The sequence below is a fragment of the Nocardioides alkalitolerans genome (genome assembly GCA_038184435.1).
GTDB classification, from domain to species: Bacteria; Actinomycetota; Actinomycetes; order Propionibacteriales; family Nocardioidaceae; genus Nocardioides; species Nocardioides alkalitolerans_A.
Genome location: CP116227.1, coordinates 352,726 through 377,155 on the forward strand (window position 1 = coordinate 352,726; position 24,430 = coordinate 377,155).

The 24,430-nt window shown below is 73.7% G+C and carries 21 protein-coding genes; 20 read left to right on the top strand and 1 reads right to left on the bottom strand.

Annotation, left to right across the window (positions count from 1 at the left end; translation table 11 throughout):
- The first annotated feature begins 5 nt into the window (after positions 1-5).
- From PIR53_01730 to PIR53_01785, 12 genes are all read left to right on the top strand, one after another.
- Positions 6-2,318 (top strand): ATP-dependent DNA helicase RecG, encoded by a 2,313-nt coding sequence (locus PIR53_01730; protein WZH52729.1) that lies wholly within the window; start codon positions 6-8, stop codon positions 2,316-2,318.
- Positions 2,315-2,899 (top strand): 16S rRNA (guanine(966)-N(2))-methyltransferase RsmD, encoded by a 585-nt coding sequence (gene rsmD / locus PIR53_01735; protein WZH52730.1) that lies wholly within the window; start codon positions 2,315-2,317, stop codon positions 2,897-2,899. Before PIR53_01730 ends, rsmD begins: the two co-directional genes overlap by 4 nt.
- Positions 2,896-3,387, top strand: a complete 492-nt coding sequence (coaD, locus tag PIR53_01740; GenBank protein WZH52731.1) for a pantetheine-phosphate adenylyltransferase — start codon at positions 2,896-2,898, stop codon at positions 3,385-3,387. Before rsmD ends, coaD begins: the two co-directional genes overlap by 4 nt.
- 162 nt (positions 3,388-3,549) lie before the next feature.
- On the top strand, positions 3,550-4,086 hold the full coding sequence (locus PIR53_01745) for a YceD family protein (protein ID WZH52732.1): 537 nt from the start codon (positions 3,550-3,552) through the stop codon (positions 4,084-4,086).
- A 108-nt stretch (positions 4,087-4,194) separates the two neighbouring features.
- Complete coding sequence (gene rpmF, locus PIR53_01750) at positions 4,195-4,380, top strand: 50S ribosomal protein L32 (protein ID WZH52733.1); 186 nt, start codon at positions 4,195-4,197, stop codon at positions 4,378-4,380.
- Between the two features lie 35 nt (positions 4,381-4,415).
- Positions 4,416-5,159 (top strand): ribonuclease III, encoded by a 744-nt coding sequence (gene rnc, locus PIR53_01755; protein WZH54382.1) that lies wholly within the window; start codon positions 4,416-4,418, stop codon positions 5,157-5,159.
- Positions 5,143-6,051: a bifunctional DNA-formamidopyrimidine glycosylase/DNA-(apurinic or apyrimidinic site) lyase gene (gene mutM, locus PIR53_01760; protein ID WZH52734.1), complete on the top strand. Its 909-nt coding sequence runs from the start codon at positions 5,143-5,145 to the stop codon at positions 6,049-6,051. Before rnc ends, mutM begins: the two co-directional genes overlap by 17 nt.
- A 63-nt stretch (positions 6,052-6,114) precedes the next feature.
- Entirely contained in the window at positions 6,115-6,318 is a 204-nt protein-coding gene (locus PIR53_01765) for a hypothetical protein (GenBank protein ID WZH52735.1), read from the top strand.
- 54 nt (positions 6,319-6,372) lie between these two features.
- On the top strand, positions 6,373-7,596 hold the full coding sequence (locus PIR53_01770) for an MFS transporter (GenBank protein ID WZH52736.1): 1,224 nt from the start codon (positions 6,373-6,375) through the stop codon (positions 7,594-7,596).
- A gap of 84 nt (positions 7,597-7,680) precedes the next feature.
- A complete protein-coding gene (gene smc / locus PIR53_01775) occupies positions 7,681-11,235 on the top strand; it encodes a chromosome segregation protein SMC (protein ID WZH52737.1) in 3,555 nt (1,184 codons plus the stop codon).
- The gene (locus PIR53_01780) at positions 11,232-11,696 is read left to right on the top strand and encodes a thioesterase family protein (GenBank protein ID WZH52738.1); all 465 of its coding nucleotides are present in this window, start codon (positions 11,232-11,234) and stop codon (positions 11,694-11,696) included. The genes smc and PIR53_01780 overlap by 4 nt, the downstream gene beginning before the upstream one ends.
- 123 nt (positions 11,697-11,819) lie before the next feature.
- Complete coding sequence (locus tag PIR53_01785; GenBank protein ID WZH52739.1) at positions 11,820-12,002, top strand: hypothetical protein; 183 nt, start codon at positions 11,820-11,822, stop codon at positions 12,000-12,002.
- 69 nt (positions 12,003-12,071) lie between these two features.
- Here the strand turns inward: PIR53_01785 and PIR53_01790 are convergent, their stop codons facing one another.
- On the bottom strand, positions 12,072-13,313 hold the full coding sequence (locus tag PIR53_01790; protein ID WZH54383.1) for an IS30 family transposase: 1,242 nt from the start codon (positions 13,311-13,313) through the stop codon (positions 12,072-12,074).
- A 173-nt stretch (positions 13,314-13,486) separates the two neighbouring features.
- Between PIR53_01790 and ftsY the strand changes: the two genes are divergently transcribed.
- The 8 genes from ftsY to PIR53_01830 all read left to right on the top strand — a co-directional run bounded on the left by ftsY (position 13,487) and on the right by PIR53_01830 (position 24,177).
- Positions 13,487-14,698, top strand: coding sequence for a signal recognition particle-docking protein FtsY (gene ftsY / locus PIR53_01795; GenBank protein ID WZH52740.1), 1,212 nt, complete (start codon positions 13,487-13,489; stop codon positions 14,696-14,698).
- A 5-nt stretch (positions 14,699-14,703) separates the two neighbouring features.
- Entirely contained in the window at positions 14,704-16,884 is a 2,181-nt protein-coding gene (locus tag PIR53_01800; protein ID WZH52741.1) for an acyltransferase family protein, read from the top strand.
- A gap of 201 nt (positions 16,885-17,085) precedes the next feature.
- Positions 17,086-18,396, top strand: coding sequence for an ammonium transporter (locus tag PIR53_01805; GenBank protein WZH54384.1), 1,311 nt, complete (start codon positions 17,086-17,088; stop codon positions 18,394-18,396).
- Positions 18,397-18,398: 2 nt separating this feature from the next.
- Positions 18,399-18,737 (top strand): P-II family nitrogen regulator, encoded by a 339-nt coding sequence (locus tag PIR53_01810; protein ID WZH52742.1) that lies wholly within the window; start codon positions 18,399-18,401, stop codon positions 18,735-18,737.
- 96 nt (positions 18,738-18,833) lie between these two features.
- Complete coding sequence (locus PIR53_01815) at positions 18,834-21,074, top strand: [protein-PII] uridylyltransferase (GenBank protein ID WZH52743.1); 2,241 nt, start codon at positions 18,834-18,836, stop codon at positions 21,072-21,074.
- A gap of 76 nt (positions 21,075-21,150) precedes the next feature.
- Positions 21,151-22,722: a signal recognition particle protein gene (gene ffh / locus PIR53_01820; GenBank protein ID WZH52744.1), complete on the top strand. Its 1,572-nt coding sequence runs from the start codon at positions 21,151-21,153 to the stop codon at positions 22,720-22,722.
- Positions 22,719-23,084, top strand: coding sequence for a hypothetical protein (locus tag PIR53_01825; GenBank protein WZH52745.1), 366 nt, complete (start codon positions 22,719-22,721; stop codon positions 23,082-23,084). Before ffh ends, PIR53_01825 begins: the two co-directional genes overlap by 4 nt.
- 10 nt (positions 23,085-23,094) lie before the next feature.
- Positions 23,095-24,177, top strand: a complete 1,083-nt coding sequence (locus PIR53_01830; GenBank protein WZH52746.1) for an amidohydrolase family protein — start codon at positions 23,095-23,097, stop codon at positions 24,175-24,177.
- Positions 24,178-24,430 lie beyond the last annotated feature (253 nt).

The window sequence follows — 24,430 nt, forward strand, 5'->3', positions numbered from 1 at the left end:
CCCCCATGATCACGCTCGACTCCCCGATCGAGGCCGTCCTCGGCGGGGCGGCCAAGAAGGTCACGAAGGTGCGGGAGCAGCTGGGGCTGCGCACGGTCGGCGACCTGCTGCGGCACTTCCCGCGCACCTACCTCCCGGTGGGCGAGCTGACGACGCTGGACCCCGACCTCAAGGTGGGCCAGCAGGTCAGCGTCGTGGGTCGGGTCAGCGAGTCGCGGCTGCGGTCCTACGTCGACCGCCGCACCCGCCGCACGGCGTACCGGCTCGAGGTCGTCGTCGCGACCGACGGCCCGTCGCTGCGGCTGACCTACTTCGCCCCGCACAAGGGGATGGCGACCCACCACGAGCGGCGCCACCAGGTGGGCACGGTCGGGGTCTTCCTCGGCAAGGTCGACAGCTTCGGGGGGCGCTGGCAGCTGACGAACCCGACGATGGTGCCGCTCGAGCTGCCCGACACCGCGCCGGCGACCGACCGGGACGAGGCGGGCCGCGCGGCCGTGGCGGGCCTGCGCAACCTCTTCCCCATCTACCGCGCGACGGCGGGCGTCGAGTCGTGGGACCTGCAGGCCGCGATCGGCTTCGCGCTGAGCGTGCTGGAGGAGCCGGACGACCCGCTGCCCCCCTCCCTGCGCGAGGCGCACCGGCTGGTCGGCCTGCGGGAGGCCTTCGAGCGGGTGCACCAGGCCGACTCGTGGGGAGACGTCACGCGGGGGATGCAGCGCTTCCGCTTCGACGAGGCGCTGGTGACCCAGCTCGTGCTGGCCCGGCGGCGGGCCGCGCTGCGGGAGGTGGCGGCGGCGCCGCGCACGGGCGTGCACGCGGACGGCCGGAAGGGTGGTCTCCTCGCCGCCTTCGACGCGACGCTGCCCTTCGAGCTGACCGCGGGCCAGCGCGAGGTGGGGGCGCAGCTCGAGGCCGACCTGGCCGCCGACCACCCGATGAACCGGCTGCTCCAGGGCGAGGTCGGATCGGGCAAGACGCTCGTCGCGCTCCGCGCCATGCTGCGCGTCGTCGACTCCGGCGGGCAGGCCGTGCTGCTGGCCCCCACCGAGGTGCTCGCCCAGCAGCACGAGCGCTCCCTGACCCGGTTGCTCGGCCCGCTCGCCCAGCCGGGGATGCTGGGCGGCGCCGACGAGGCGACGGGCGTCGCGCTGCTGACGGGCTCGATGTCGACGGCGCAGCGGCGGGCGGCCCTGCTGCGGATCGCGTCGGGCGAGGCGGGGATCGTCGTCGGCACCCACGCCCTCCTCGAGGACAACGTCGTCTTCGCCGACCTCGGCCTCGTCGTCGTGGACGAGCAGCACCGCTTCGGCGTCGAGCAGCGCGCCGCGCTCACCGCCAAGGCCGCGACCCCGCCCCACGTGCTCGTCATGACGGCGACCCCGATCCCGCGCACGGTCGCGATGACGGTGTTCGGCGACCTCGAGACCTCCGTGCTCAGCGAGCTGCCGGCCGGCCGCGCCCCGATCCAGACCACGGTCGTGCCGCTCGCGGACGCCCCCCGGTGGATCGACCGGGTGTGGGCGCGCGTGCGCGAGGAGGTGGAGAAGGGCCACCAGGCGTACGTCGTGTGCCCGCGCATCAGCGAGGGCACGAGCGAGCAGGGCGAGAGCGACGCCGTCGACCTCGACGAGGACGGCGAGGTGCTGCCGATCGCGACCGGCGGGTCCGGGGGCGGCGACGGGGGAGGAGGCACCCCCGCCCCCGCCGCCGTCGAGACCACGCTCGAGCAGCTGACCGCCGCGGGCGGGCCGCTGCACGGGCTGCGGGTCGCGGCGCTCCACGGCAAGCTGCACCCCGACGAGAAGGACGCCGTGATGCGCGGGTTCGCCGCCGGCGAGATCGACGTGCTCGTCTCCACCACCGTCATCGAGGTGGGCGTCGATGTCGCCAACGCCACGACGATGGTGCTGCTCGACGCCGACCGCTTCGGGGTCTCCCAGCTCCACCAGCTCCGCGGTCGCGTAGGCCGTGGCGGCCTCCCGGGGCTCTGCCTCCTGGTGACGCGGGCCCAGTCCGGCACCCCGGCGCGGGAGCGGCTCGACGCCGTCGCCTCGACCACGGACGGCTTCGAGCTCTCCCGCGTCGACCTCGAGCAGCGCCGGGAGGGCGACGTGCTGGGCGCCTCGCAGTCGGGCTACCGCTCGAGCCTGCAGACGCTGCGGGTGCTCCGCGACGAGAAGACCATCGTGGTGGCCCGGGGCGCCGCGGAGAACCTGCTCGCCACCGATCCCGACCTCGACGGGCTGCCGCGCGTGCGGGCCGCGGTCGCCGAGCTCGAGGCGTCCTCGACGGCGTCCTACCTGGAGAAGTCGTGACGCGCATCGTCGCCGGCCGCGCAGGCGGACGCCGGCTGGCCACGCCGAAGGGGGACGCGACCCGGCCGACCTCCGACCGCGTCCGCGAGGCGCTCTTCTCGCGCGTCGAGTCGTGGGTGGGCACGCTCGAGGGCCTGCGGTTCCTCGACCTCTACGCCGGGTCGGGCGCCGTGGGTCTCGAGGCCTGGTCGCGGGGCGCGGCGGTGACGCTGGTGGAGCACGACCGCCGCACGGCCGCCCTCGTGACGGCCAACGCCCGCACCGTGGGCGCCCGGCTCGGCGGACCCGAGGCCGAGGTCGAGGTCGTGGCGGCATCGGTCGGCACCACGCTCGGGCGGGCCCCGGCCGCGCCGTACGACGTCGTGTTCAGCGACCCGCCCTACCCGCTGGCCGACGCCGCGGTGGAGGCCGACCTGGCGGCCCTCGTCGAGCACGGCTGGCTGGCCGCCGAGGCGGTGGTCGTGGTCGAGCGCTCGACGCGCAGCCCGGAGCCCGCGTGGCCGCCGGGGATCGAGCTCGAGGTGGGGCGCAAGTACGGCGAGACGACCCTCTGGTGCGGCTGGTACCGTCCCGCGCCATGACGCGTGCGGTGTGCCCGGGCTCGTTCGACCCCCTCACGCGGGGCCACCTCGACATCGTGACGCGGGCGGCACGGCTCTTCGACGAGGTCGTGCTCGCCGTGGGCGTCAACGCCAGCAAGCGCCGCCTGTTCAGCGACGCCGAGCGGCTCGAGATGGCCGCCGAGGCGACGGCCGACCTCCCCGGGGTGCGCGTCGAGGGCTTCAGCGGGCTGCTCACCGACTTCTGCAGCGCCGTCGGAGCCGTCGCGGTCGTCAAGGGGCTGCGGAGCGCGGGCGACTACGAGTACGAGCTGCCGATGGCCCAGATGAACGACCACCTCAGTGGGCTGGAGACGGTGTTCGTGGCCTCCCGGCCGGCGTTCACGCACGTCTCGTCGAGCCTGGTCAAGGAGGTCGCGGGCCTCGGGGGCGACGTGGAGCCCTTCCTGACCCCCGCGGTGCACGCGCGGCTGCTCGCGCGGATCGCCGAGCGGCGCGCCGAGGGCTGAGCCGCGGCGGGTCGCGGCACGTCGCGGCAGGTCGCGGCAGGTCAGGCCCCCCGGGGGGACCGGTTTGGCGCTGCCGAGCGTCATCGGTACGCTTTCCCGGTTCTGTCCTGTCCGTGCACCGAAGGTAGACCACTGAACCGCCTGGACCCGAGAGCGCCGCTCGTGCTCGACACACGCGAGCTGAGCCGCCGCCCGGGGTCCCAGCACGAGGTGGAGCGCTCGGTGCCGGCGCCGGCAGAGCTGGGCATCGAGGTCCTCGCTGTCCCCGAAGGCTCGGAGGTCGAACTCGACCTCCGACTGGAGGCGGTCATGGAGGGCGTCCTGGTCACGGGAACGGCACGCGCCGGTCTCGTCGGCGAGTGCGTGCGGTGCCTGGAGGAGATCTCCGACGAGCTGTCGGTGTCCTTCCAGGAGCTGTTCGTGTACGACGACGGGGCTGCGGCCGATCCCGAGGCCGACGACGAGCTCGGTGTCCGTCGGCTCGAGGACGACCTGGTCGATCTCGAGCCGTTGCTGCGGGACGCGGTGGTGCTTGCGCTGCCGTTCCAGCCCGTGTGCTCCGAGGACTGTCCGGGGCTGTGCGTCGAGTGCGGCGCGCGGCTGGCGGACGACCCCGGCCACACGCACGGCGACCCGATCGACCCCCGGTGGGCCGGTCTCGTCGGGCTGGTCGAGGACCGCGACGACAGCACGACCTGAGGCAAGACCTGCAGCAAGACCCGAGAACGTCCCCGCAGGGGGACCCGCCGGACCCGGCGGGGTGAGGATCGGTCGGCACCAGGCCGGCGGACGAACGAGGAGAATGAAGTGGCTGTCCCGAAGCGGAAGATGTCGCGCAGCAACACGCGCCACCGTCGCTCGCAGTGGAAGGCGTCCGCGCCGTCGCTGGTGACCTGTGTCAACCCGGCCTGCGGTGCCCAGCACCTCCCGCACCGCGCGTGCGCGAGCTGCGGTCAGTACGGCGCCAAGGCGAGCCGTCGCCAGGTCCTCTGAGCGCCTCCGGCGACTCGCTGAACCCCCCGCTCGCCCTGTCTGACTACGCCGAGCTCCGAGCAGCGCTCGGGGGCCCTGAGCTGGCCCCCGAGCTGCTCGAACGTGCGCTGACGCACCGCTCCTACGCGTACGAGAACGGCGGGCTGCCCCACAACGAGCGCCTCGAGTTCCTCGGGGACTCGGTGCTGGGCATCGTCGTCACCGAGACGCTCTACCGGACGCACCCCGACCTGTCGGAGGGGCGTCTGGCGAAGCTGCGCGCCGCCGTGGTCAACGCGCGCGCCCTCGCGGGCGTGGCCCGCGGCATCGGCTTGGGCCAGAACATCAAGCTCGGCCGGGGCGAGGAGGCCACCGGGGGCCGCGACAAGGCCTCCATCCTCTCCGACTGCCTCGAGGCCGTCATCGGTGCGGTGCACCTCTCGGGCGGCATCACCGTCGCCTCCGACGTCGTGCACCTGTTGTTCGACCCCCTCATGGAGGCCGCGGCCGCCCTCGGCGCCGGCCTCGACTGGAAGACCTCGCTGCAGGAGATCGCCGCCGAGCGCTCCCTCGGCGTCCCGGAGTACCTCATCACCGACGAGGGCCCCGACCACCTCAAGACCTTCACGGCACGTGTGCGCGTCGGCGAGGGCGTCTACGGCCACGGCGTCGGACGCTCGAAGAAGGAGGCGGAGCAGCAGGCCGCCCAGACGGCGTACGGCGAGCTGTCCGTCGAACCCGCCGCGGATGCTGCTGCGGAGCCCGCCGCCGAGAGCACCGACGGTGCCGGAGCTCCCTGAGGTCGAGGTCGTCCGGGCCGGGCTCGAGCGCCACGTGGTGGGCGCGCGCATCACGGCCGTCGACGTGCTCCACCCCCGTCCGGTACGCCGTGACCCCGGCGGTCCCGCCGGTTTCGCCGCCGCTCTCCTCGACCGCCGGATCACCGGTGCGCGTCGCCGCGGCAAGTACCTGTGGCTGCCGCTCGACAACGGCGACGCCCTCACGGCCCACCTCGGGATGAGCGGCCAGATGCTCGTGCAGCCGGCCGACGCGGCCGACGAGCGCCACCTCCGCGTGCGCTTCCGCCTGGAGGGCGCCGCCGAGGGCCGCGAGCTGCGGTTCGTCGACCAGCGCATGTTCGGCGGCGTGGCCGTCAGCGTCGGGGGCGCCGAGCTGCCCCCGGAGATGGCCCACATCGCCCGCGACCCGCTGGACCCCGCGTTCGACGACGCGGCGTTCGTGCGCGCCGTACGGCGTCGGGTGTCGGCCGTGAAGCGCATCCTGCTCGACCAGACGGTCGTGTCGGGGGTCGGCAACATCTACGCCGACGAGGCGCTCTGGCGGGCGCGGATCCACGGCGAGCGTCCGGGGGAGCGGTTGCGGGCCGTCCAGGTGCAGGAGCTCCTCGACCACGCTCGCGCGGTCATGGGCGACGCGCTGGCGCAGGGCGGCACGTCGTTCGACGCGCTCTACGTGAACGTCAACGGGGAGTCGGGCTACTTCGACCGCTCGCTGTCGGCCTACGGCCAGGAGGGGCGGGCGTGCCCGCGCTGCGGCACTCCGATCCGGCGGGTCGCGTTCATGAACCGCTCGTCCTACTTCTGCCCGACCTGCCAGCCGGTCCCGCGCCGGGTCACCCCGCGGGGCACACCTCGCGGCACGCGCCAGATTGACCGTCGCGCGGCCGGGTGAGACATTAGACGACGGCCCGATCGGGCCCACCCACCCACTGCGTCACGCTCCCGGAGGATCTTCATGGCCAAGGCGCTGATCGGCTACCTGAACAGCGACCTGCGGGTCCCCGCCCGCCTCGAGGTGGACAACGCCCGCCTCCGCGCTCGTGTGAACGACCTCGAGCAGCTCGTCCTGCGTCTCCAGGCGGAGAACGACCGCCTCACGGCCGCGCAGGCGGCCGTGCTGCTCGACCTCGAGAAGTCGCAGGACCTCCAGCCGGCCTGACGGCCGCTGGACGGAGCCCCGGTCACCGGGGCTCCGCCGCACGTCCCCATCTCGGTGCACCGCCTCTGGAACCTGCTGGCCCCGGCCCGCCTCGGCCCAGGTTTCCGCCGTCTCGTCCTCACCTTCTGGACCGCCAACCTCGCCGACGGCGTGATGATCGCGGCCGGTCCGCTGCTCCTCGCCTCGCTGACGAGCGACGCCTTCCTCATCGCCCTCGGGGCGGCCGCCCCGCGGGCCGCCTGGGTGGTCCTCGGCCTGTACGCCGGCGTCGTCGCCGACCGCGTGGACCGGCGGCTCCTCATGCTCGTCACCAACGTGGCCCGGCTCGTCGTGGTGACGGTGCTGGTCGCGGCGCTCGCGACCGACCTGGTGGGCGTGACGTGGGTGCTCGTCAGCCTCCTGCTGCTCGGCGTCGCCGAGTGCTTCAGCGACACGGCGGGCGCGACCCTCATGCCGATGCTCGTCGCCAAGCGCGACCTCGGCATCGCCAACGCGCGGGTGATGGTCGGCGCGATGACCATCAACCAGCTCGCGGGGCCGCCGATCGGTGCGGCGCTCTTCGTGGTCGGCGCCGTCTGGCCGGTCGCGGCGCAGGCGGTGCTGCTGGCCCTGGTCGTGCTGCAGCTGGCCCGCCTCGAGCTGCCGCGGCTCGAGCGCGAGCCCGGTCGGCGCTCGGTCGCCCGCGACGTCGCCGAGGGCGTGCGGTGGCTCGCGGGCAACGCCCCGGTCCGCACGCTGGCGCTCGCCATCCTCTGCTTCAACGTCACCTTCGGGGCCACCTGGGCGGTGCTCGTGGTGTACGCCGCCGACCGGCTCGGTCTCGGCGAGCTCGGCTTCGGCCTGCTCACCGCCTGCGCGGCGGTGGGCGGCGTGGTCGGGGCGCTGACGTACGGCGCGCTCGAGCGCCGCTTCGCGCTCGGGTCGATGATGCGGGTGGGGCTGCTGGTGGAGACCGCGACCCACGGGGTGCTGGCGCTGACGACGTGGCCGGTGGTCGCGATGGCGATGCTCGTGGCGTTCGGCGTGCAGGCGTCCGTGTGGGGCACGACGTCGACCACGGTGCGCCAGCGCGCGGTGCCCGCCGCGATGCAGGGACGGGTCACGAGCGTCTACCTGCTCGGCATGCAGGCGGGCCTCGTCGTGGGCGCCCTGGTCGGTGGAGCGCTGGCCCAGGTCGGCGGGGTCCGGGCGACGCTGTGGTTCGGGTGCGCGGGGTCGGCGCTCATCCTGGCCCTCATCTGGCGGCAGCTCCCGCACATCGCGCACGCGGGGGAGTGAGTCGGTCCGCGGACCGGACGGCCCCGATGCCCTAGCCTGGCCCGACCTACCGGGAGCGACCGGCGTCGGCGAGGAGATCCGCGGGTGTACCTGAAGAGCCTGACCCTCAAGGGGTTCAAGTCCTTCGCGTCCGCGACGACCCTGCAGCTCGAGCCGGGGATCACCTGCATCGTGGGCCCGAACGGCTCCGGCAAGTCGAACGTGGTGGACGCCCTCGCCTGGGTGATGGGCGAGCAGGGCGCCAAGAGCCTCCGCGGCGGCAAGATGGAGGACGTCATCTTCGCCGGCACGTCCGGCCGACCGCCGCTCGGTCGCGCCGAGGTGGCGCTGACGATCGACAACGCCGACGGGGCGCTGCCGATCGAGTACGCCGAGGTGACGATCAGCCGCACGATGTTCCGCAACGGTGGCTCGGAGTACGCCATCAACGGCACCGCCTGCCGCCTCCTGGACGTGCAGGAGCTGCTCAGCGACTCGGGCATCGGGCGCGAGATGCACGTCATCGTCGGCCAGGGGCAGCTCGACTCGATCCTCCGCGCCACGCCGGAGGACCGCCGCGGCTTCATCGAGGAGGCCGCCGGTGTGCTCAAGCACCGCAAGCGCAAGGAGAAGGCGCTCCGCAAGCTCGACGCGACCGAGGGCAACCTCCACCGGCTCTCCGACCTGATCACCGAGATCCGCCGCCAGCTCAAGCCGCTGGGCCGCCAGGCCGAGGTGGCGCGACGTGCCCAGACCGTGCAGGCGGACGTGCGCGACGCCCGCGCGCGGTTGCTCGCCGACGACATCGTGACCGCCCGCGCCGCGCTCGCCCAGGAGCTGGCCGACGAGTCCCTGCTCCTGCAGCGCCGGGAGGCGGTCGCCGCCGAGCTGGCCGCCGCGCGGGAGTCGGAGGCCGCCGTCGAGGCCGCCCTGCGCGAGGACCTCCCGGCCCTCGCGGCGGCGCAGGAGACGTGGTTCTCCCTGTCGGGTCTCCGCGACCGGTTGCAGGGCACGCGGTCGCTCGCGGCCGAGCGGGTCCGGACCGCCCGGCACGACGAGCCCGCCGGCCCGTCCGGCCGTGATCCCGAGCAGCTCGAGGCCGAGGCCGAGCGGGTGCGCGCGAACGAGGAGCGCATCGGCGCCGAGGTCGAGGAGAAGGCCGCGGCACTCGCGCGCGCCGTCGAGCGACGGGCCGACGCCGAGGAGGCCGCGGCCGCGGAGGAGCGGCGCATCAGCGCGCTGCAGCGTGCGGCCGCCGACCGCCGGGAGGGGCTCGCCCGCCTCCACGGCCAGGTGAACGCGGTCCGCTCCCGGGCCCGCGCGGCCGAGGACGAGGTGGGTCGCCTGACCCGGGCCCGGGCCGACGCCCTCGCCCGCGCCGAGCGTGCGCAGCGGGACTTCACGGCGCTCGAGACGCGGGTCGCCGGTCTCGACGCCGGCGAGGAGGGCCTCGACGCGGAGCACGAGGCCGCCGCGGACGCCCTCGACGCCCTCGAGGAGGAGATCGCCGGCGCTCGCAGCGCCCTGCAGGAGGCGGAGCGGCGCCGGTCGGCGCTGGCCGCGCGCAAGGAGGCGCTGGAGCTCGGCCTCACCCGCAAGGACGCCGCGGGTGCCCTGCTCGCCGCCGGTGACCGGCTCGACGTCGTGCTCGGCTCCACCGCGGAGCTCCTGGCGGTCCGGCACGGGTTCGAGACCGCCGTGGCGGCCGCCCTCGGCGCGGCCGCCGACGCCGTCGCCGTCGAGGGCGTCGACGGCGCCGTCGCGGCCATGGAGCTGCTGAAGGCCGACGACGCGGGGCGTGCCCAGCTGGTGGTGGCGCAGGACGAGGGGACCGTCCGGGCCGGGGCCGCGGACCGCGCGACCTGGCCCGCGTTGCCGGACCACGCGACGTACGCGCTCGACGTCGTCGAGGTGCCCGCCCGCCTGCGGGCGGGCGTGGCGCGGCTGCTGGAGCGGGTCGCGGTGGTGGCGGACCTCGGTACGGCGCGGACGCTGCTGGCCGCGTCCCCGGAGCTCGTCGTCGTGACGCAGGACGGCGACGTGCTCGCCGCCGACCGGGCGAGCGGCGGGTCGCAGGCGCAGCCGAGCCTGCTCGAGGTGCAGGCCGCCGTCGACGAGGCCACCGAGCAGCTGGCCGCGGCGACGGCCGAGGTCGAGCGCCTGACGTTCACCGTGCGCACGGCGGAGACGCAGCGGCAGGACGCGGCCGAGCGGGTCGAGGCGGCGCTGGCGCGGCTGCACGAGTCCGATGCGGCGCTCGCCGCGGTGGCGGAGGAGCTGGCCCAGCACGGCTCGTCGGCCCGGGCCGCGGCCGGCGAGGCGGACCGCCTGGGTGCGGCGATCGCCGCCGCGGAGCAGGCCCGGGCGGAGGGCATCGCCGGGCTCGCGGACCTGGAGGAGCGCCTCGCGCGGGCCGAGTCCGCGCCGGAGGAGGAGCCGGACACGACGGAGCGCGAGGAGCTTGCCGCCGCGGCCCGTGACGCCCGCCAGGCGGAGATGGAGGCGCGCCTGGCGCTGCGCACCGCGGAGGAGCGCGGACGGGCGATCCAGGGGCGGGCCGACGGACTGCTGCGCCAGGCCCGGCAGGAGCGCGAGGCACGGGCGCGGGCGGCGGAGCGCCGGGAGCGGCTGCGGCGGCAGGCGGCCGCCGCCGAGGCGGTGGTGGCGGGAGCCGACGTCGCGCTCTCGTGGCTCGAGCTCTCGGTGGCGGAGGCCGCCGTCCAGCGGGGCCGTGTCGAGGAGTCGCGCCGTGCCCGCGAGGAGCAGCTCCTCGCCGTCCGCGCGACGCTGCGGGACCTCGGACGTCAGCACGACGAGCTGGTCGACAGCGTCCACCGCGACGAGATGGCCCGCGCCCAGCAGCGGATGCGCATCGAGCAGCTCGAGGCGCGGGCCGTCGAGGAGCTGGGCACGGATCCCGAGGTGCTCGTGGCGGAGTACGGCCCCGACGTGCCCGTGCCCCTCGAGGAGGGACACGCGCCGTACGACCGCGAGGAGCAGGCCAAGCGGCTCCGCACGGCGGAGCGCGCCCTGGCGCAGCTCGGGAAGGTGAACCCGCTGGCGCTCGAGGAGTTCGCCGCGTTGGAGGAGCGTCACCAGTTCCTCACGGAGCAGCTCGAGGACCTCCGGCGCACGCGGAAGGACCTGCTCGACATCGTCCGCGAGGTCGACGCGCGGGTCGAGCAGGTGTTCACCGAGGCCTGGCTGGACGTGCAGGCGGCGTTCGACCACGTGTTCGCGCGGCTGTTCCCCGGCGGCGAGGGGCGGCTCCTGCTCACGGACCCCGGCGACATGCTGACGACCGGGGTGGAGGTCGAGGCGCGGCCACCGGGCAAGAAGGTCAAGCGGCTCTCGCTCCTCTCGGGCGGCGAGCGCTCGCTCGTCGCCGTCGCCTTCCTGGTGGCGCTCTTCAAGGCGCGGCCCTCGCCGTTCTACATCCTCGACGAGGTGGAGGCGGCCCTCGACGACACGAACCTCGGGCGCCTGCTCGAGATCTACGAGGAGCTCCGGGAGAGCTCCCAGCTCCTGGTCATCACCCACCAGAAGCGCACGATGGAGGTCGGCGACGCGTTGTACGGCGTCACCATGCGCGGCGACGGCGTCTCGACCGTGATCAGCCAGCGACTGCGGGAGGGCTCCCGCGAGGAGGAACCCGCATGAGCGACCGCCCACCCCGTCCCCGCCGCTCCGACTTCGCGGTCTGGCGCCGCGCCACCACGCGGTGGCGGGACGACGACGCCTACGGCCACCTCAACAACGCCACCTACTACGAGCTGTTCGACACCGCCGTCAACGCCTACCTCTACGAGGCGACCGGGCTGGACGTGCGCGCCCAGCCGCAGATCGGCATCGTCGCCGAGACCTCGTGCCGCTACTTCCGCGAGATCGGGTTCCCCGCCCCCATCGACATGGGCCTGGTCGTGGACCGGGTGGGCACGTCGTCGGTGATCTACCGCATCGGCCTGTTCCAGGGACCCGACGGAGGACCCGACGAGGAGGCGGCGGCCGAGGGCCGCTTCGTCCACGTCTACGTCGACAACACCGGCGGTCCCGGCGACCGGCCCGTCGCCCCGCTCCCGGCGGCCATCCGGGCCGCGGTGGAGCCGCTGCTTCGGACCTGACCGCGGGACGGGCGTCGTCACGGGGGCGTGGTTTCGTCGCCGCTTGGGTGGAGGTGGCACCCTGAATCGCAGACGTGTGGTTCAGCCCTGCGTTCCTTCCCGTCCCACCTCTCGGAGGCCCCTGTGCTCGTCGTCTGGCTGTCCCTCTTCCTCGTCCTCGTCGTCGCCGGCGTCGTCGTCGCCGTCGCGGCGAGCACCTCGGCCGAGGCCGAGCAGAGCGACAACCGCTGGGTGCAGCGTCTGCGCGGCTCGGTGCCGAGCCTCCCGGTGATCCGCGAGGACGAGGACGTCCACCTGCGTCGCTGACGTTCCGGGTCCGCCGTGCCGCGCCGCGTCTCGAACTGTGCGGTTGGTGCGGACCTGACCGGGGCGGTTTCAACCTGTTAGCGCAACACCGGTTGGTCCTGTCGGGTTGGACAGTAGTTCGTCGAGGGCTTCGGCTGGGCTCTTCCAGTCAAGGGTGGCGCGTGGCCGGTTGTTGAGCTTGCGGGCGACGTGGTCGAGGTAGTCGGCCTGATAGACCGATAGGTCGGAGCCCTTGGGGAAGTACTGACGCAGCAGCCCGTTGGTGTTCTCGTTGGTGCCGCGTTGCCAGGGCGAGTGGGGGTCGCAGAAGTAGATCTCCAGATCCGTTGCGGCAGCGATCCGGACGTGGTTGCTCATCTCTCGGCCCTGGTCCCAGGTCAGGGTCTTGCGCAACACCTCGGGCAGCTGGCTCATCGTGGTGACCATGGCGCGCTCGACGGCGTCGGCGCCGTAGCCCTCGGGCAGGTGCAGCAACATCACGAAACGCGTGGCCCGCTCGACCAGGGTGCCGATCGCGCTGCGTGAGGCGGTGCCGCCCATGATCAGGTCGCCTTCCCAATGCCCGGGCACAGCTCGGTCGGCCACCTCGGCGGGGCGTTCGCTGATGTTGACCATGCCCGGCATCCGACCGCGTCGCTCACCGTCTCGGCGCCGCGGTCTGCGCAACGCTCGTCCCGTCCGTAGCCGGGTATGCAGGTCGCGACGCAACGCGCCGCGGCCTTGCACATACAGCGACTGGTAGATCGTCTCGTGAGACACCCACATCTCCGGATCGTCGGGGAAGTCACGGCGCAGCCGCCAGGCGATCTGAGCGGGACTGTGCTCATCGCTCAGCCGATTCTGCACCTCCTGCCGCAGCCGCTGGTTCAGCACCAGCTTCGCGGGCCGGGCCCGGCAACGAGCCCGACGCTCTGCCCGTAGCTGCGCGCTGTGGGGCGAGTAGTTCCACGGCACCCGCCGCTTCGGGCCACGGCTACCCGGGGAGCCGTACCGCTGGTGGAACAGGTTCTTGTCGATCTCACGCTTCACCGTCGAGGGCGCCCGACCGAGCGCCGCCGCGATCATCCGGATCGACTCACCTCGCTCCATGCCGGCATGGATCCGTTCACGCTCGAGGATTGAGAGCCGTCGATACCCGGCTGCGGTCGGTGCAGCAACTGGCTTCACCCCGCCAGCCTGAGCGAACCAGCGATGCCCAGCCCGGCTCGACACACCCGCAGACCTCGCGGCCGCATCGATCGACATCCCCTCCCCGACCGCAGCCCAGAACACCAGCCGCACCGACCTCAAGATCGCCACCACACACCCCATCCACACAGGGCGTTGCACTAACCCCTTGAAACCGCCCGGCATGGCGGCGCACCGACGTCACATTTCCGGCTCTGCCCGAGGCAGCACCCCGCCGGCGACGACGAGCCCCGCCACCGCCGCCCCCGACGACGCGGATGCCGGTCGGACCGCTCGCGGATGGTTGGATTGGGTCCATGGGTGAGTGGCTCTACCTCGTCATCGGCATCGGCGTCCTGGCCGTCGTCGCCATCGTCGGACTCGTCGCGACGGTCGGTCGCCGACGCAGCGCGCCGCCCGTGGAGGCCCCGGAGGACCGCACCGGCGGGGTGCTGGCCCCGGAGCGACCGGTCGACGAGCCCCGACCCGGTGACCTCGGTGACCTCGGCGACGAGGACGCGTCCGCCGGCGGGACCGGGACGCTCACGGAGCTCCCCGAGGGTCCCGTCACCGTCGAGGAGCCGCCGACCCCGGCCCCCGAGCTCGACCGCCCCGAGGGCACCCAGTCGCGCCTGGTGCGGCTGCGCCAGCGCCTCTCCCGCTCCCAGGGCGGCCTCGGTCGCGGACTGCTCGCGATCCTGTCGCGCGACCGCCTCGACGAGGACGCATGGGAGGACATCGAGGACACGCTGCTCACGGCCGACATCGGCGTGGCGCCGACCCAGCAGCTCGTCGACAACCTCCGCACGCGGCTGCGGGTCGAGGGCGGCACCGCGGACGTCCGCGCCGTGCTGCGCGAGGAGCTGGTCACCCTCGTCGACCCGACGATGGACCGCACGCTGAGGGTCAGCGGCGCCGACGGCAAGCCCGGCGTGGTCCTCGTCGTGGGCGTCAACGGCGCCGGCAAGACCACGACGGTCGGCAAGATCTCGCGCATCCTCGTGGCGCAGGACCGCAGCGTCGTGCTCGGCGCGGCGGACACCTTCCGCGCGGCTGCGGTCGAGCAGTTGGCGACGTGGGGCGAGCGTGTCGGCGTCCCGGTCGTCCGCGGCCCGGAGGGCTCCGACCCTGCGAGCGTCGGCTTCGAGGCCGTCAAGCAGGGCATCGCCGACGGCGTCGACACCGTGCTGGTCGACACCGCGGGGCGCTTGCAGAACAAAGCTGGCCTGATGGACGAGCTCGGCAAGGTCAAGCGGGTCATCGAGAAGCAGGCCGAGGTCACCGAGGTGCTCCTCGTGCTCGACGCGACCACCGGCCAGAACGGCATGGTGCAGGCGCGCGTCTTCAGCGAGGTGGTCGACGTGACCGGCATCGTGCTCACCAAGCTCGACGGCTCCGCCAAGGGCGGCATCGTCGTGGCCGTCCAGCGCGAGCTGGGCGTGCCCGTCAAGCTCGTCGGCCTGGGCGAGGGCCCGGACGACCTGGCGCCGTTCGACGCCGGCGCCTTCGTCGACGCCCTGCTGGGCTGACCCTGGTGTCGACCACCTCCGGGGGCAGCAGGCGCGGCGCCCACCGCGCGCCCGCCCCGCTGAAGCCGGGTGCCGCCGCGCCCGCGCCCGGCGACCTCCGACCGGACATCCAGGGCCTGCGCACGGTCGCGGTCGGCTCCGTCCTGCTCTACCACCTGTGGCCGAACCGGCTCACCGGCGGCTTCGTCGGCGTGGACGTCTTCTTCGTCATCTCCGGCTTCCTCATCGGCTCCCACCTGCTCAAGGAGCTCGAGTCCAGCGGTCGCATCCGCCTGGGGCGCTTCTGGGCCCGGCGCGCCAAGCGCCTGCTCCCGGCCTCGTTGCTGGTGCTGCTCGTCGTGACGATCGCGGCCCACGTCGTGATGCCGCTGAGCGAGCGCGCCGACGTGCTCAAGGAGGTCGTGGGCTCGGCGTTCTACGTCCAGAACTGGGTGCTCGCCAACGAGGCGGTCGACTACCTGGCCGCCGGCGACGCGCCCTCGCCGATCCAGCACTACTGGACGCTGTCGACCGAGGAGCAGTTCTACATCCTGCTGCCCCTCATCCTCGCGGTGCTGGCCCTGCTGCTGCGTCGTCGCGACGGGCGCACCCGCCTGCCGCGGCGCGCCGTCGTCATCCCCGTCCTCGCCGTGCTCGCCGGCGCCAGCCTGGCCTACTCGGTCCACCTCACGACGGCCGAGCCCGGCGTCGCCTACTTCTCCACCTGGACCCGCGCCTGGGAGTTCCTCGCGGGCGTGCTGTTCGCCGCCGTCGCGCCGCGGCTGCCGCGCTGGACGCGCGAGGTGCTCGGCTGGGCGGGCGCCGCCGCCGTGCTCGTCACCGTGGTCACCTACACCGGGGAGACGGCGTTCCCGGGGTACGCCGCCGCCCTGCCCGTGCTCGGCACCGTGGCCCTGCTGGCCGCGGCCGACGCCGGCCCGGTCGCGCTGGCGAGCCGCTTCCGCCCCGTCACGTGGATCGGCGACCTGTCCTACGCGATCTACCTGTGGCACTGGCCCCTCATCGTGCTCGTGCCCTTCGTGACCGAGCAGCCGCTGCGCACGGTGGACAAGCTGGGGATCGCCGTCGTCACGGTGCTGCTCGCGTGGGGGTCGACCCGCTTCATCGAGGACCCGGTCCGCTTCTCGCCGCGCCTGCTCGGCGGAGGACGGTCCGCCCGCGCGGTCGGGGCGTGGATGCTGGCCGTCACCTGCGTGGTGGCCGGCTCGGCGTTCGGCGGTATCCGCTACGCCGAGCACCGCCAGGACGAGCTCATCGCCGAGGCCAACGCGCTCCTCGCCAGCGCGGACTTCCGCTGCCTCGGCGCGGGCCAGCTCGTCAACGACGACGAGTGCGGGGACTTCGGCACCGTCATCGTGCCGGACCCGTCCGTCGCCGGGCGGGACGACTACAACGACGGGCGCTGCTGGGCGCCGTACGGCGAGAGCGTGCCGCAGGTCTGCCGGCTGCCGCTGGAGGACGACACCCCCGAGCCGCCGGCCGACGCGGAGCCGCTCCGGGTGCTCGCGGTCGGGGACTCCCACAACAACGTGTTCCTGCCGGCCTACGAGCAGATGTACTCCGAGCTCGGCTGGCAGATCGACGTGACGGGTCGTGCGGGGTGCTCCTGGAGCACGGTGCCGCAGGGCAACAGCGTCGGCGCGCGCCGCGACGAGTGCAACGAGTGGAAGCGGAACGTCGCCGACCTGCTCGCCGAGTCCGACCCCTACGACCTGATCATCACGACGAGCCTGCAGTCCGGCTTCCTCGCCGAGCCCGTCGACGGCGAGACGCAGGAGGAGACGACGGTCCGCGGGCTGCGGGAGGCCTGGGAGTCGCAGATCGCGCGCGGCGCGGTCGTCGTGGCGATCCAGGACAACCCGATGATGGACAAGGACGTCGTGCAGTGCGTCGAGCGGGAGGGCCTCGCGGCCGTCACCGAGTGCGCGCAGCCGCCGTCGCGGGCCTTCGCCGGGTTCGACGCGATCGCGCCCGCCGTCGAGCAGACCCCGGGCAGCGCGCTCGTCAGCCTCCGTGACCTCCAGTGCGCCGAGGACTCGTGCTCCCCGGTCATCGGCAACGTGGCGGTCTACCGCGACTTCACCCACATGACGGCGACCTTCGTGCGGACGCTGACCCCGTTCTTCATCGACCGCGTCGAGGCCGCGGTGGCGGAGGCCCGGGCCACCGCGCCGACCAACGGCTGAACGTCCACCACGCGGTTCACCGGAACGTAACAAAGCGCCCGGACGTGTTTCCTGCGCGAAACAAGTCGAGGTCGGCTCGGAAACCTCGGGACTCGATGGTTGCCTCCACCGGTCCTCCCGTGCGCCGCACACCGCCGTCGCGGACGGGCAGGACGACGTACGACGACGGGAGTTTCCATGGAGTACGCGCTCCAGGCCTGGATGTTGGCCTCGGCATCGCTGGTGCTTCTGATGACGACCCCGGCCCTCGCCCTGTTCTACGGGGGGATGAGCCGGTCCAAGTCGGTCCTCAACATGATGATGATGTCCTTCTCGGCCGCGGGCGTCGTGGGCCTCGTCTACGTGCTGTGGGGCTGGTCGATGACCTACGGCACCCAGGACGTCGCGCTGCTGTTCAGCAGCCCGATCGAGCACTTCGGCCTGCGGGACGTGGGGGGAGCGACGTACCTCACCGTCGGCTTCCAGCTCACCTTCGCCGTCATCACGGCCGCGCTCATCAGCGGCGCAGTGGCCGACCGCCTCAAGTTCTCGGCGTGGCTGCTGTTCGTGCCGCTCTGGGTGACGCTGTCCTACTTCCCGCTCGCGCACATGGTGTGGGGCGGGGGCTTCCTCAGCGGTGCGCAGAACGGCCTGGCGGACCTCCTCTTCTCCGGTAACGGCGGTGCGGCCGTCGCCCCGGTGGACTACGCGGGCGGCACGGTCGTGCACATCAACGCGGGTGTGGCCGGCCTCGTGCTCGCGCTGCTCCTCGGCCGGCGCATCGGCTTCGGCAAGGAGCCGATGAAGCCGCACAACCTGACGCTGACCATGCTCGGTGCCGGTCTCCTCTGGTTCGGCTGGTTCGGCTTCAACGTGGGCTCGTGGGTCCCGGGCGACCTCACGGGCGAGGCGATGGGCCAGTACTGGCTCGACGAGACCAGCCTCGTCTGGCTCAACACGACCGTCGCCACCTGCGCCGCGATCGTGGGCTGGCTCGTCGTGGAGAAGCTGCGCGACGGTCACGCGACGTCGCTCGGTGCGGCGTCCGGCGTCGTCGCCGGCCTCGTCGCCATCACTCCCGCCTGCGGCGCGCTCTCGCCGCTGGGCGCGATCGCGCTCGGCATCGTGGCCGGCGTGGCGTGCGCACTGGCGGTCGGCCTCAAGTACCGCTGGAACTACGACGACTCGCTCGACGTCGTCGGCGTCCACCTCGTCGGCGGCCTGATCGGCACCGTCGCGATCGGTGTCCTCAGCACCTCGGGCGGCATCGCCTACGGGCACAGCGCGAAGCTCCTCGTCGTGCAGGTCGCGGTCGCGGTGTTCGCCGTCCTCTGGTCCGGCGTCGCGACGCTGGTCGTCGGCCTGGTCGTCAAGGCGATCGTCGGCCTGCGGGTCCACGAGGACGACGAGGTCGAGGGCATCGACGGCGTCGAGCACGGTGAGTCGGCCTACGATCTCGTCGGCGCCCGGAGCGGTGGTCTCGGCGGTTCCAAGCACCTGGCAGGGTCCACGCACGTTTCCGAGGGAGTGTGAACATGAAGCTCGTCACCGCAGTCATCAAGCCCCACAAGTGGGAGGACGTGCGCGAGGCGCTTGAGACCTTCGGGGTCACCGGCATGACCGTCAGCGAGGTCAGCGGCTACGGCCGGCAGAAGGGCCACACCGAGGTCTACCGCGGCGCGGAGTACGACATCGCGCTCGTCCCCAAGATCCGCATCGAGATCGTGGTCGAGGACGGCGACGCCGACGACATCGTCGGCATCATCGTGAAGACCGCGCAGACCGGTCGCATCGGCGACGGCAAGGTCTGGGTCTCCGGCATCGACACGGTCGTGCGGGTGCGCACCGGCGACCGCGACGCCTCGGCGATCTGACCGACCGCTGAGCGACGACGCCGACGACGACGTCACCACGACGCCCGGCCGCCTCGGTGCGGCCGGGCGTCGTGCGTGTCCGGGAGGGAGCAGCACGTGAGCGGAGCGGAGCGGAGCGAGCGCACGGCGGCAGCCGACGCGGCGTGCACGGCGGCGTACGACGCGGGAGGCGGCCCCGACACGGGCGTCGCCCTCGTCGCGGTCGGGGGCTACGGGCGGCGCGAGCTGGCGCCGTACTCCGACCTCGACCTCCTGCTGGTGCACGACCGCGGCGTCGACGTGGACGAGCTGGCGGGGGGACTCTGGTACCCGCTGTGGGACGGCGGGTTCAAGGTCGACCACGCGGTGCGGGACGTCGACGAGACGCTCACCGCGGCCGCCGACGACCTCAAGGTCGCGCTCGGGCTGCTCGACGCGCGGCACCTCGCGGGCGACCCCAACGTGACGCTGCGCCTCCGCGCGCAGCTGTTCGCCGCGTGGCGACGCGACGCCCGGCACCGGCTGCCGGGGCTGCGCGCCCTGACCCGGGCGCGCCACGACCTCGTGGGGGAGCTCGCCCACGTCTCGGTGCCCGACCTCAAGGAGGCGGAGGGCGGCCTGCGCGACGCCACCGTGCTCAAGGCGCTGGTGGCGACCTGGCTCGTCGACATCCCCCACACCGACCTCGACCTGAGCCGTCGGGCCCTGCTCGACGTGCGGGACCACCTGCACGCCGCGGCCGGCCGGGCCACCGACCGGGTGGCCCCCGAGATGTGGGACGAGCTCGCTGCCCGGCTCGGCCTCGCGGACGCCGTGGCGGCCCAGGGACACGTGCGGGGGATCGGTCGTCGGATCGACCACATCTCGCGCACGACCTGGCGCCGCGTCGACGCCGTGCTCGCCCAGGAGCGGGTGCCCACCCGCCCCCGCCGCCCCCAGCTGGAGCGGGTCGCCCCCGGCGTGGCGCTGGCCGCGGGGGAGATCGTGCTCGAGAAGGGGGCCCGTCCGTCGGCGGACCCGCTGCTCGTGCTGCGCGCGGCCGCGGAGGCCGCGGAGCGCGACGTGCTGCTGGCCCCGGCAACGGCCGCCCGCCTCGGGGCCGAGTCGGCGCCACTGCCCGTGCCGTGGCCGTCGGAGGCGCGGCAGCTCTTCGTCCGCCTGCTGGCGTCGGGCCGCGGGCTCCTCGACGTGTGGAGCACGCTGGAGGAGACCGGCGTCGCGGAGCGCCTGCTGCCGGAGTGGTCGCGGGTGCACGGTCTGCCGCACGCGTCCGTGATCCACCGCTTCACCGTCGACCGGCACGTCATCGAGACCTGCATCGAGGCCGCGGCGCTCATCCGCACCGTCGCCCGGCCCGACGTGCTCATGGTCGCGGCGCTGCTCCACGACATCGGCAAGGGCGGCCTCGTCGACCACAGCGTCGCGGGCGAGCCGATCGCCCGCGAGGTGGCGACCCGCATGGGCTTCGCCCCCGACGAGGTCGACCTCGTGGGCGACCTGGTGCGGTGGCACCTGCTGCTGTCGGAGACGGCGACGACGCGCGACCCCGACGACCCGGCGACCGTCGACCTCGTGGCCCGCCACGTCACGACCCCGGAGGCGCTCTCCCTGCTCGTGGCCCTGACCGAGGCGGACAGCCGCGCGGCCTCCGCCAAGGCGTGGTCCAGCTGGCGGGCCGGCCTCGTGCGGCAGCTGGCGCGCCGTACCCTCGCGTCCCTGCTCGCCCGCGCCACCGGCGCGGCGGCCCCGGTCGCCGGGGAGGTGGAGCTGGAGGTGCCCGAGGAGGTACGGCGCGACCCCCGCGCCGTCACGGTGACGGTGGCCGACACGGCGGACGGCTCGCGCATCACGACGCTCGCCGTGGACCGCAACGGCGTGCTCGCGGACGTGGCCGCCGCGCTCGCCGTGCAACGGGTCGCCGTGCGGGCCGCGCGGGCGTGGTCGCAGGGGCGCTACGCCGTGTCGGTGTGGGAGACGGGGGAGCGCGACGTGGACGCCGCGGTGCTGCGGGAGCGGGTGGCCGCGATCGTCGACGCCCGCCTCGACCCCCGCGACCGCATCGCCCGGATGGTGCGCTCGACGCGGGAGCCGTCGGTGGTCGTGCGCCCGGAGGCGTCGCGGCGCGCGACGGTGCTCGAGGTGCGCACCGACGACCGGCCGGGCGTCGTCGCCCTGGTGTGCCGGGCGCTCGCCGAGCTCGACATCTCGGTGCGCTCGGCGCACATCTCCACGCTCGGTCCGCAGGCCGTCGACGTGTTCTACGTGCAGGAGGCGTCGGCCGGGGCGCTGTCGGAGCAGCGGGCGGCCGAGGCGGCCCACGCGCTCCGGGCCCTGCTCTCGGCCACCGTGGACCGGTGAGGGGCACCCGCCGGTTACCCTGGGACGTCGCGGCGCCGGGCCGCGCACCGTCCGCACGAGCCTGAGGAACGATTCGTTGTTCGCCACACTCTCCGACCGCCTGTCGGACACCTTCAAGAACCTGCGCGGCAAGGGCAGGCTCTCCGAGGCCGACATCGACGCCACCGCGCGCGAGATCCGCATCGCGCTGCTCGAGGCGGACGTCGCCCTGCCGGTCGTCAAGCAGTTCGTCGGTGCCGTCAAGGAGCGGGCGCGCGGCGAGGAGGTCTCGAAGGCGCTCAACCCGGCGCAGCAGATCGTCAAGATCGTCAACGAGGAGCTCGTCGCCATCCTCGGCGGCGAGACCCGACGGCTGCGGTACGCCAAGAACGGGCCGACGGTCATCATGCTCGCCGGCCTCCAGGGCGCGGGCAAGACGACGCTCGCGGCCAAGCTGGCGCTGTGGCTGAAGGACCAGGGCAAGACCCCGATCCTCGTCGCCTGCGACCTCCAGCGCCCCAACGCGGTCAACCAGCTCCAGGTCAACGGCGAGCGCGTCGGCGTGCCGGTCTACGCCCCGGAGCCGGGCAACGGCGTCGGCGACCCGGTGTCGGTCGCGCGGGCGTCGATCGAGGAGGCCAAGCGCCGCCTGCACGACGTCGTCATCGTCGACACCGCCGGCCGTCTCGGCGTCGACGCCGAGCTCATGCAGCAGGCCGCCGACATCCGCGACGCGGTGCGGCCCGACGAGGTCCTCTTCGTCGTCGACGCCATGATCGGCCAGGACGCGGTCTCGACCGCCCAGGCGTTCCTCGACGGGGTCGGCTACGACGGCGTCGTCCTCACGAAGCTCGACGGCGACGCCCGCGGTGGTGCCGCCCTGTCGATCGCCTCGATCACGGGCAAGCCGGTCATGTTCGCCTCCAACGGCGAGAAGCTGACCGACTTCGACCTCTTCCACCCCGACCGCATGGCCTCCCGCATCCTCGACATGGGCGACATGATGAGCCTGATCGAGCAGGCGGAGCGCACCTTCGACGCCGAGCAGGCGATGAAGGCGGCGGACAAGCTCGCGGGCCGCGGCGACGGGGAGTTCACCCTCGACGACTTCCTCGAGCAGATGCAGCAGGTGCGCAAGCTCGGCTCGCTGTCGAAGATCATGGGGATGCTGCCCGGGATGGGGCAGTTCCGCGAGCAGCTCGAGAACTTCGACGAGCGCGAGATCGACCGGATCCAGGCGATCATCCAGTCGATGACGCCGGCGGAGCGGGCCAACCCGAAGATCATCGACGGTTCGCGCCGGGCGCGCATCGCGAAGGGCTCCGGCCGCCAGGTCTCCGACGTCAACCAGCTCGTCGACCGCTTCTTCGAGGCGCGCAAGATGATGCAGCAGATGGCCCGGGGCGGCGGCATGCCGGGGATGCCGGGCATGCCCGGGATGCCGGGCGCCGGTGGCAAGAAGGCGAAGGCGAAGCAGCAGCCCAAGAAGGGCAAGGGCCGGCGCGTGTCCGGCAACCCGGCCAAGGCGGCCCAGCAGGAGCGGGCGTCGAAGGACAAGGCGGCCGCCGCGAGCGGCAACCCGTTCGGCGGCAACGACGAGCCGGTCGACTACGAGAAGGCCGCCGCGGCGCTCGACCTCCCCTCGGACTTCTCCAAGTTCCTGAAGTGAGGGTGCTCGTCGTCGACGGCGCCAACGTGGTGGGCGCCCGTCCCGACGGGTGGTGGAAGGACCGGGCCGGCGCGGCCCGCCGCCTCCACGAGGGGCTGCTCGTCGCCGACCTCGACGTCGACCGCGTCGTCCTCGTGCTCGAGGGCGGTGCCAAGGGCGGCGTCCGCGCGGGTCGGGACGGCGACGTCCTCGTCGTCCACGCCCCGCGGGACGGCGACTCCGAGATCGTCGCGCGCACCGAGGCGGCCGTGGCCGACGGTGCGCGCACGACGGTGGTCACGGGGGACCGCGCGCTGCAGGCCCGGGTGACCCACGTCGGTGCGCTCGCGGTGGGCCCGACCTGGCTGCTCGACCGCCTGTAACGTCCGCCGCATGACGGCGCTGCGCTTCTCCGGTCCGGTCCTGCCCGACGGTGAGGTCGCGGACCTCTACGTGGTCGACGGGCACGTGACCTACGAGCCCCAGGCCGGCGCTGAGACGGCCGCCGAGGGGTGGATCGTGCCCGGCCTCGTCGACGCCCACTGCCACATCGGTCTCGACGACCACGGCCCCGTCTCGGACGCCGAGGCCGAGGAGCAGGCGATCGCGGACCGCGACGCCGGAGCGCTGCTCATCCGCGACTGCGGCTCGGCCCTCGACACGGCCTGGATGCACGAGCGCGAGGACCTCCCGCGGCTCATCCGGGCCGGCCGGCACGTCGCGCGCACCAAGCGCTACATCCGGGGCTACGCCCACGAGGTCGAGCCGGAGGACCTCGCGGCCCGCGTCGCCGAGGAGGCCCGGGCCGGCGACGGCTGGGTCAAGCTGGTGGGGGACTGGATCGACCGCGAGACCGGCGACCTCGCGCCGTCGTTCGACGCGGCGTCCTTCGCCGCCGCGATCGCCGCCGCGCACGAGCAGGGCGCCAAGGTCACGGCGCACTGCTTCGGCCACGACGTCCTCGCCGGGCTGCTCGACGCGGGCATCGACTGCATCGAGCACGGCACGGGGCTGACGCCGGAGCTCGTGGAGCGGATGGTCGCGGCGGGCACCGCCCTGGTGCCGACGGTGATGCAGCTCGACAAGTTCCCCGAGCACGCGCGCGGCGGGGCGGCCCGGTTCCCGGCCTACGCCGCCACGATGACCGACCTGCACGTGCGTCGCCGCGACACGCTCATGGGCGCCTTCGAGGCGGGGGTGCCGCTCTACGCCGGGTCCGACGGCGGCGGCGTCGCCCGCCACGGCAACCTCGTGGGCGAGGTCGTCGCGCTCGCTGCGCTCGGCCTCCCCGCGTACGACGCGCTCGGCGCCGCGTCGTGGCGGGCGCGCGGCTGGCTCGGCTGGAACGCGACGCTGGGGGAGGGCGCGCCGGCCGACTTCGTGGTCACGCGCGCCGATCCGCTGGCCGATCTCTCGACCCTCTTCGCGCCCCGCGCCGTCGTGCTCCGCGGCCGTGTGGTGGCGGGCGTCCGCTGACGCGAGCGCTCCACCGCAGATCGGTCCGACAGGTCCGCACCGGGGCGAAGATCTTCCGGCGTGCCTGGCGTGGAGGCGGGACCTTGCGGTTGAACGGGGAGGACACCGCAAGTCTCGCTTGAGTAACGATAGAGGTCTAGACGCGACTGCTCTCTGTTCGTGGGCTCGACCCGCGCGTTAACTTCTCGCCGCGGTGCCACTCGGTCCCACCCGAGGGGTGTGGGGTGCACCGGTGAGACGGAAAGAGCGGGAG

Coding starts and splice junctions, on each gene's coding strand:
- PIR53_01730 (WZH52729.1), top strand. CDS start 6: ATGATCACGCTCGACTCCCCGATCGAGGCCGTCCTCGGCGGGGCGGCC.
- coaD (WZH52731.1), top strand. CDS start 2,896: ATGACGCGTGCGGTGTGCCCGGGCTCGTTCGACCCCCTCACGCGGGGC.
- PIR53_01780 (WZH52738.1), top strand. CDS start 11,232: ATGAGCGACCGCCCACCCCGTCCCCGCCGCTCCGACTTCGCGGTCTGG.
- PIR53_01790 (WZH54383.1), bottom strand. CDS start 13,313: ATGGGGTGTGTGGTGGCGATCTTGAGGTCGGTGCGGCTGGTGTTCTGG.
- PIR53_01830 (WZH52746.1), top strand. CDS start 23,095: ATGACGGCGCTGCGCTTCTCCGGTCCGGTCCTGCCCGACGGTGAGGTC.
- PIR53_01805 (WZH54384.1), top strand. CDS start 17,086: ATGTTGGCCTCGGCATCGCTGGTGCTTCTGATGACGACCCCGGCCCTC.
- ftsY (WZH52740.1), top strand. CDS start 13,487: ATGGGTGAGTGGCTCTACCTCGTCATCGGCATCGGCGTCCTGGCCGTC.
- PIR53_01765 (WZH52735.1), top strand. CDS start 6,115: ATGGCCAAGGCGCTGATCGGCTACCTGAACAGCGACCTGCGGGTCCCC.
- PIR53_01810 (WZH52742.1), top strand. CDS start 18,399: ATGAAGCTCGTCACCGCAGTCATCAAGCCCCACAAGTGGGAGGACGTG.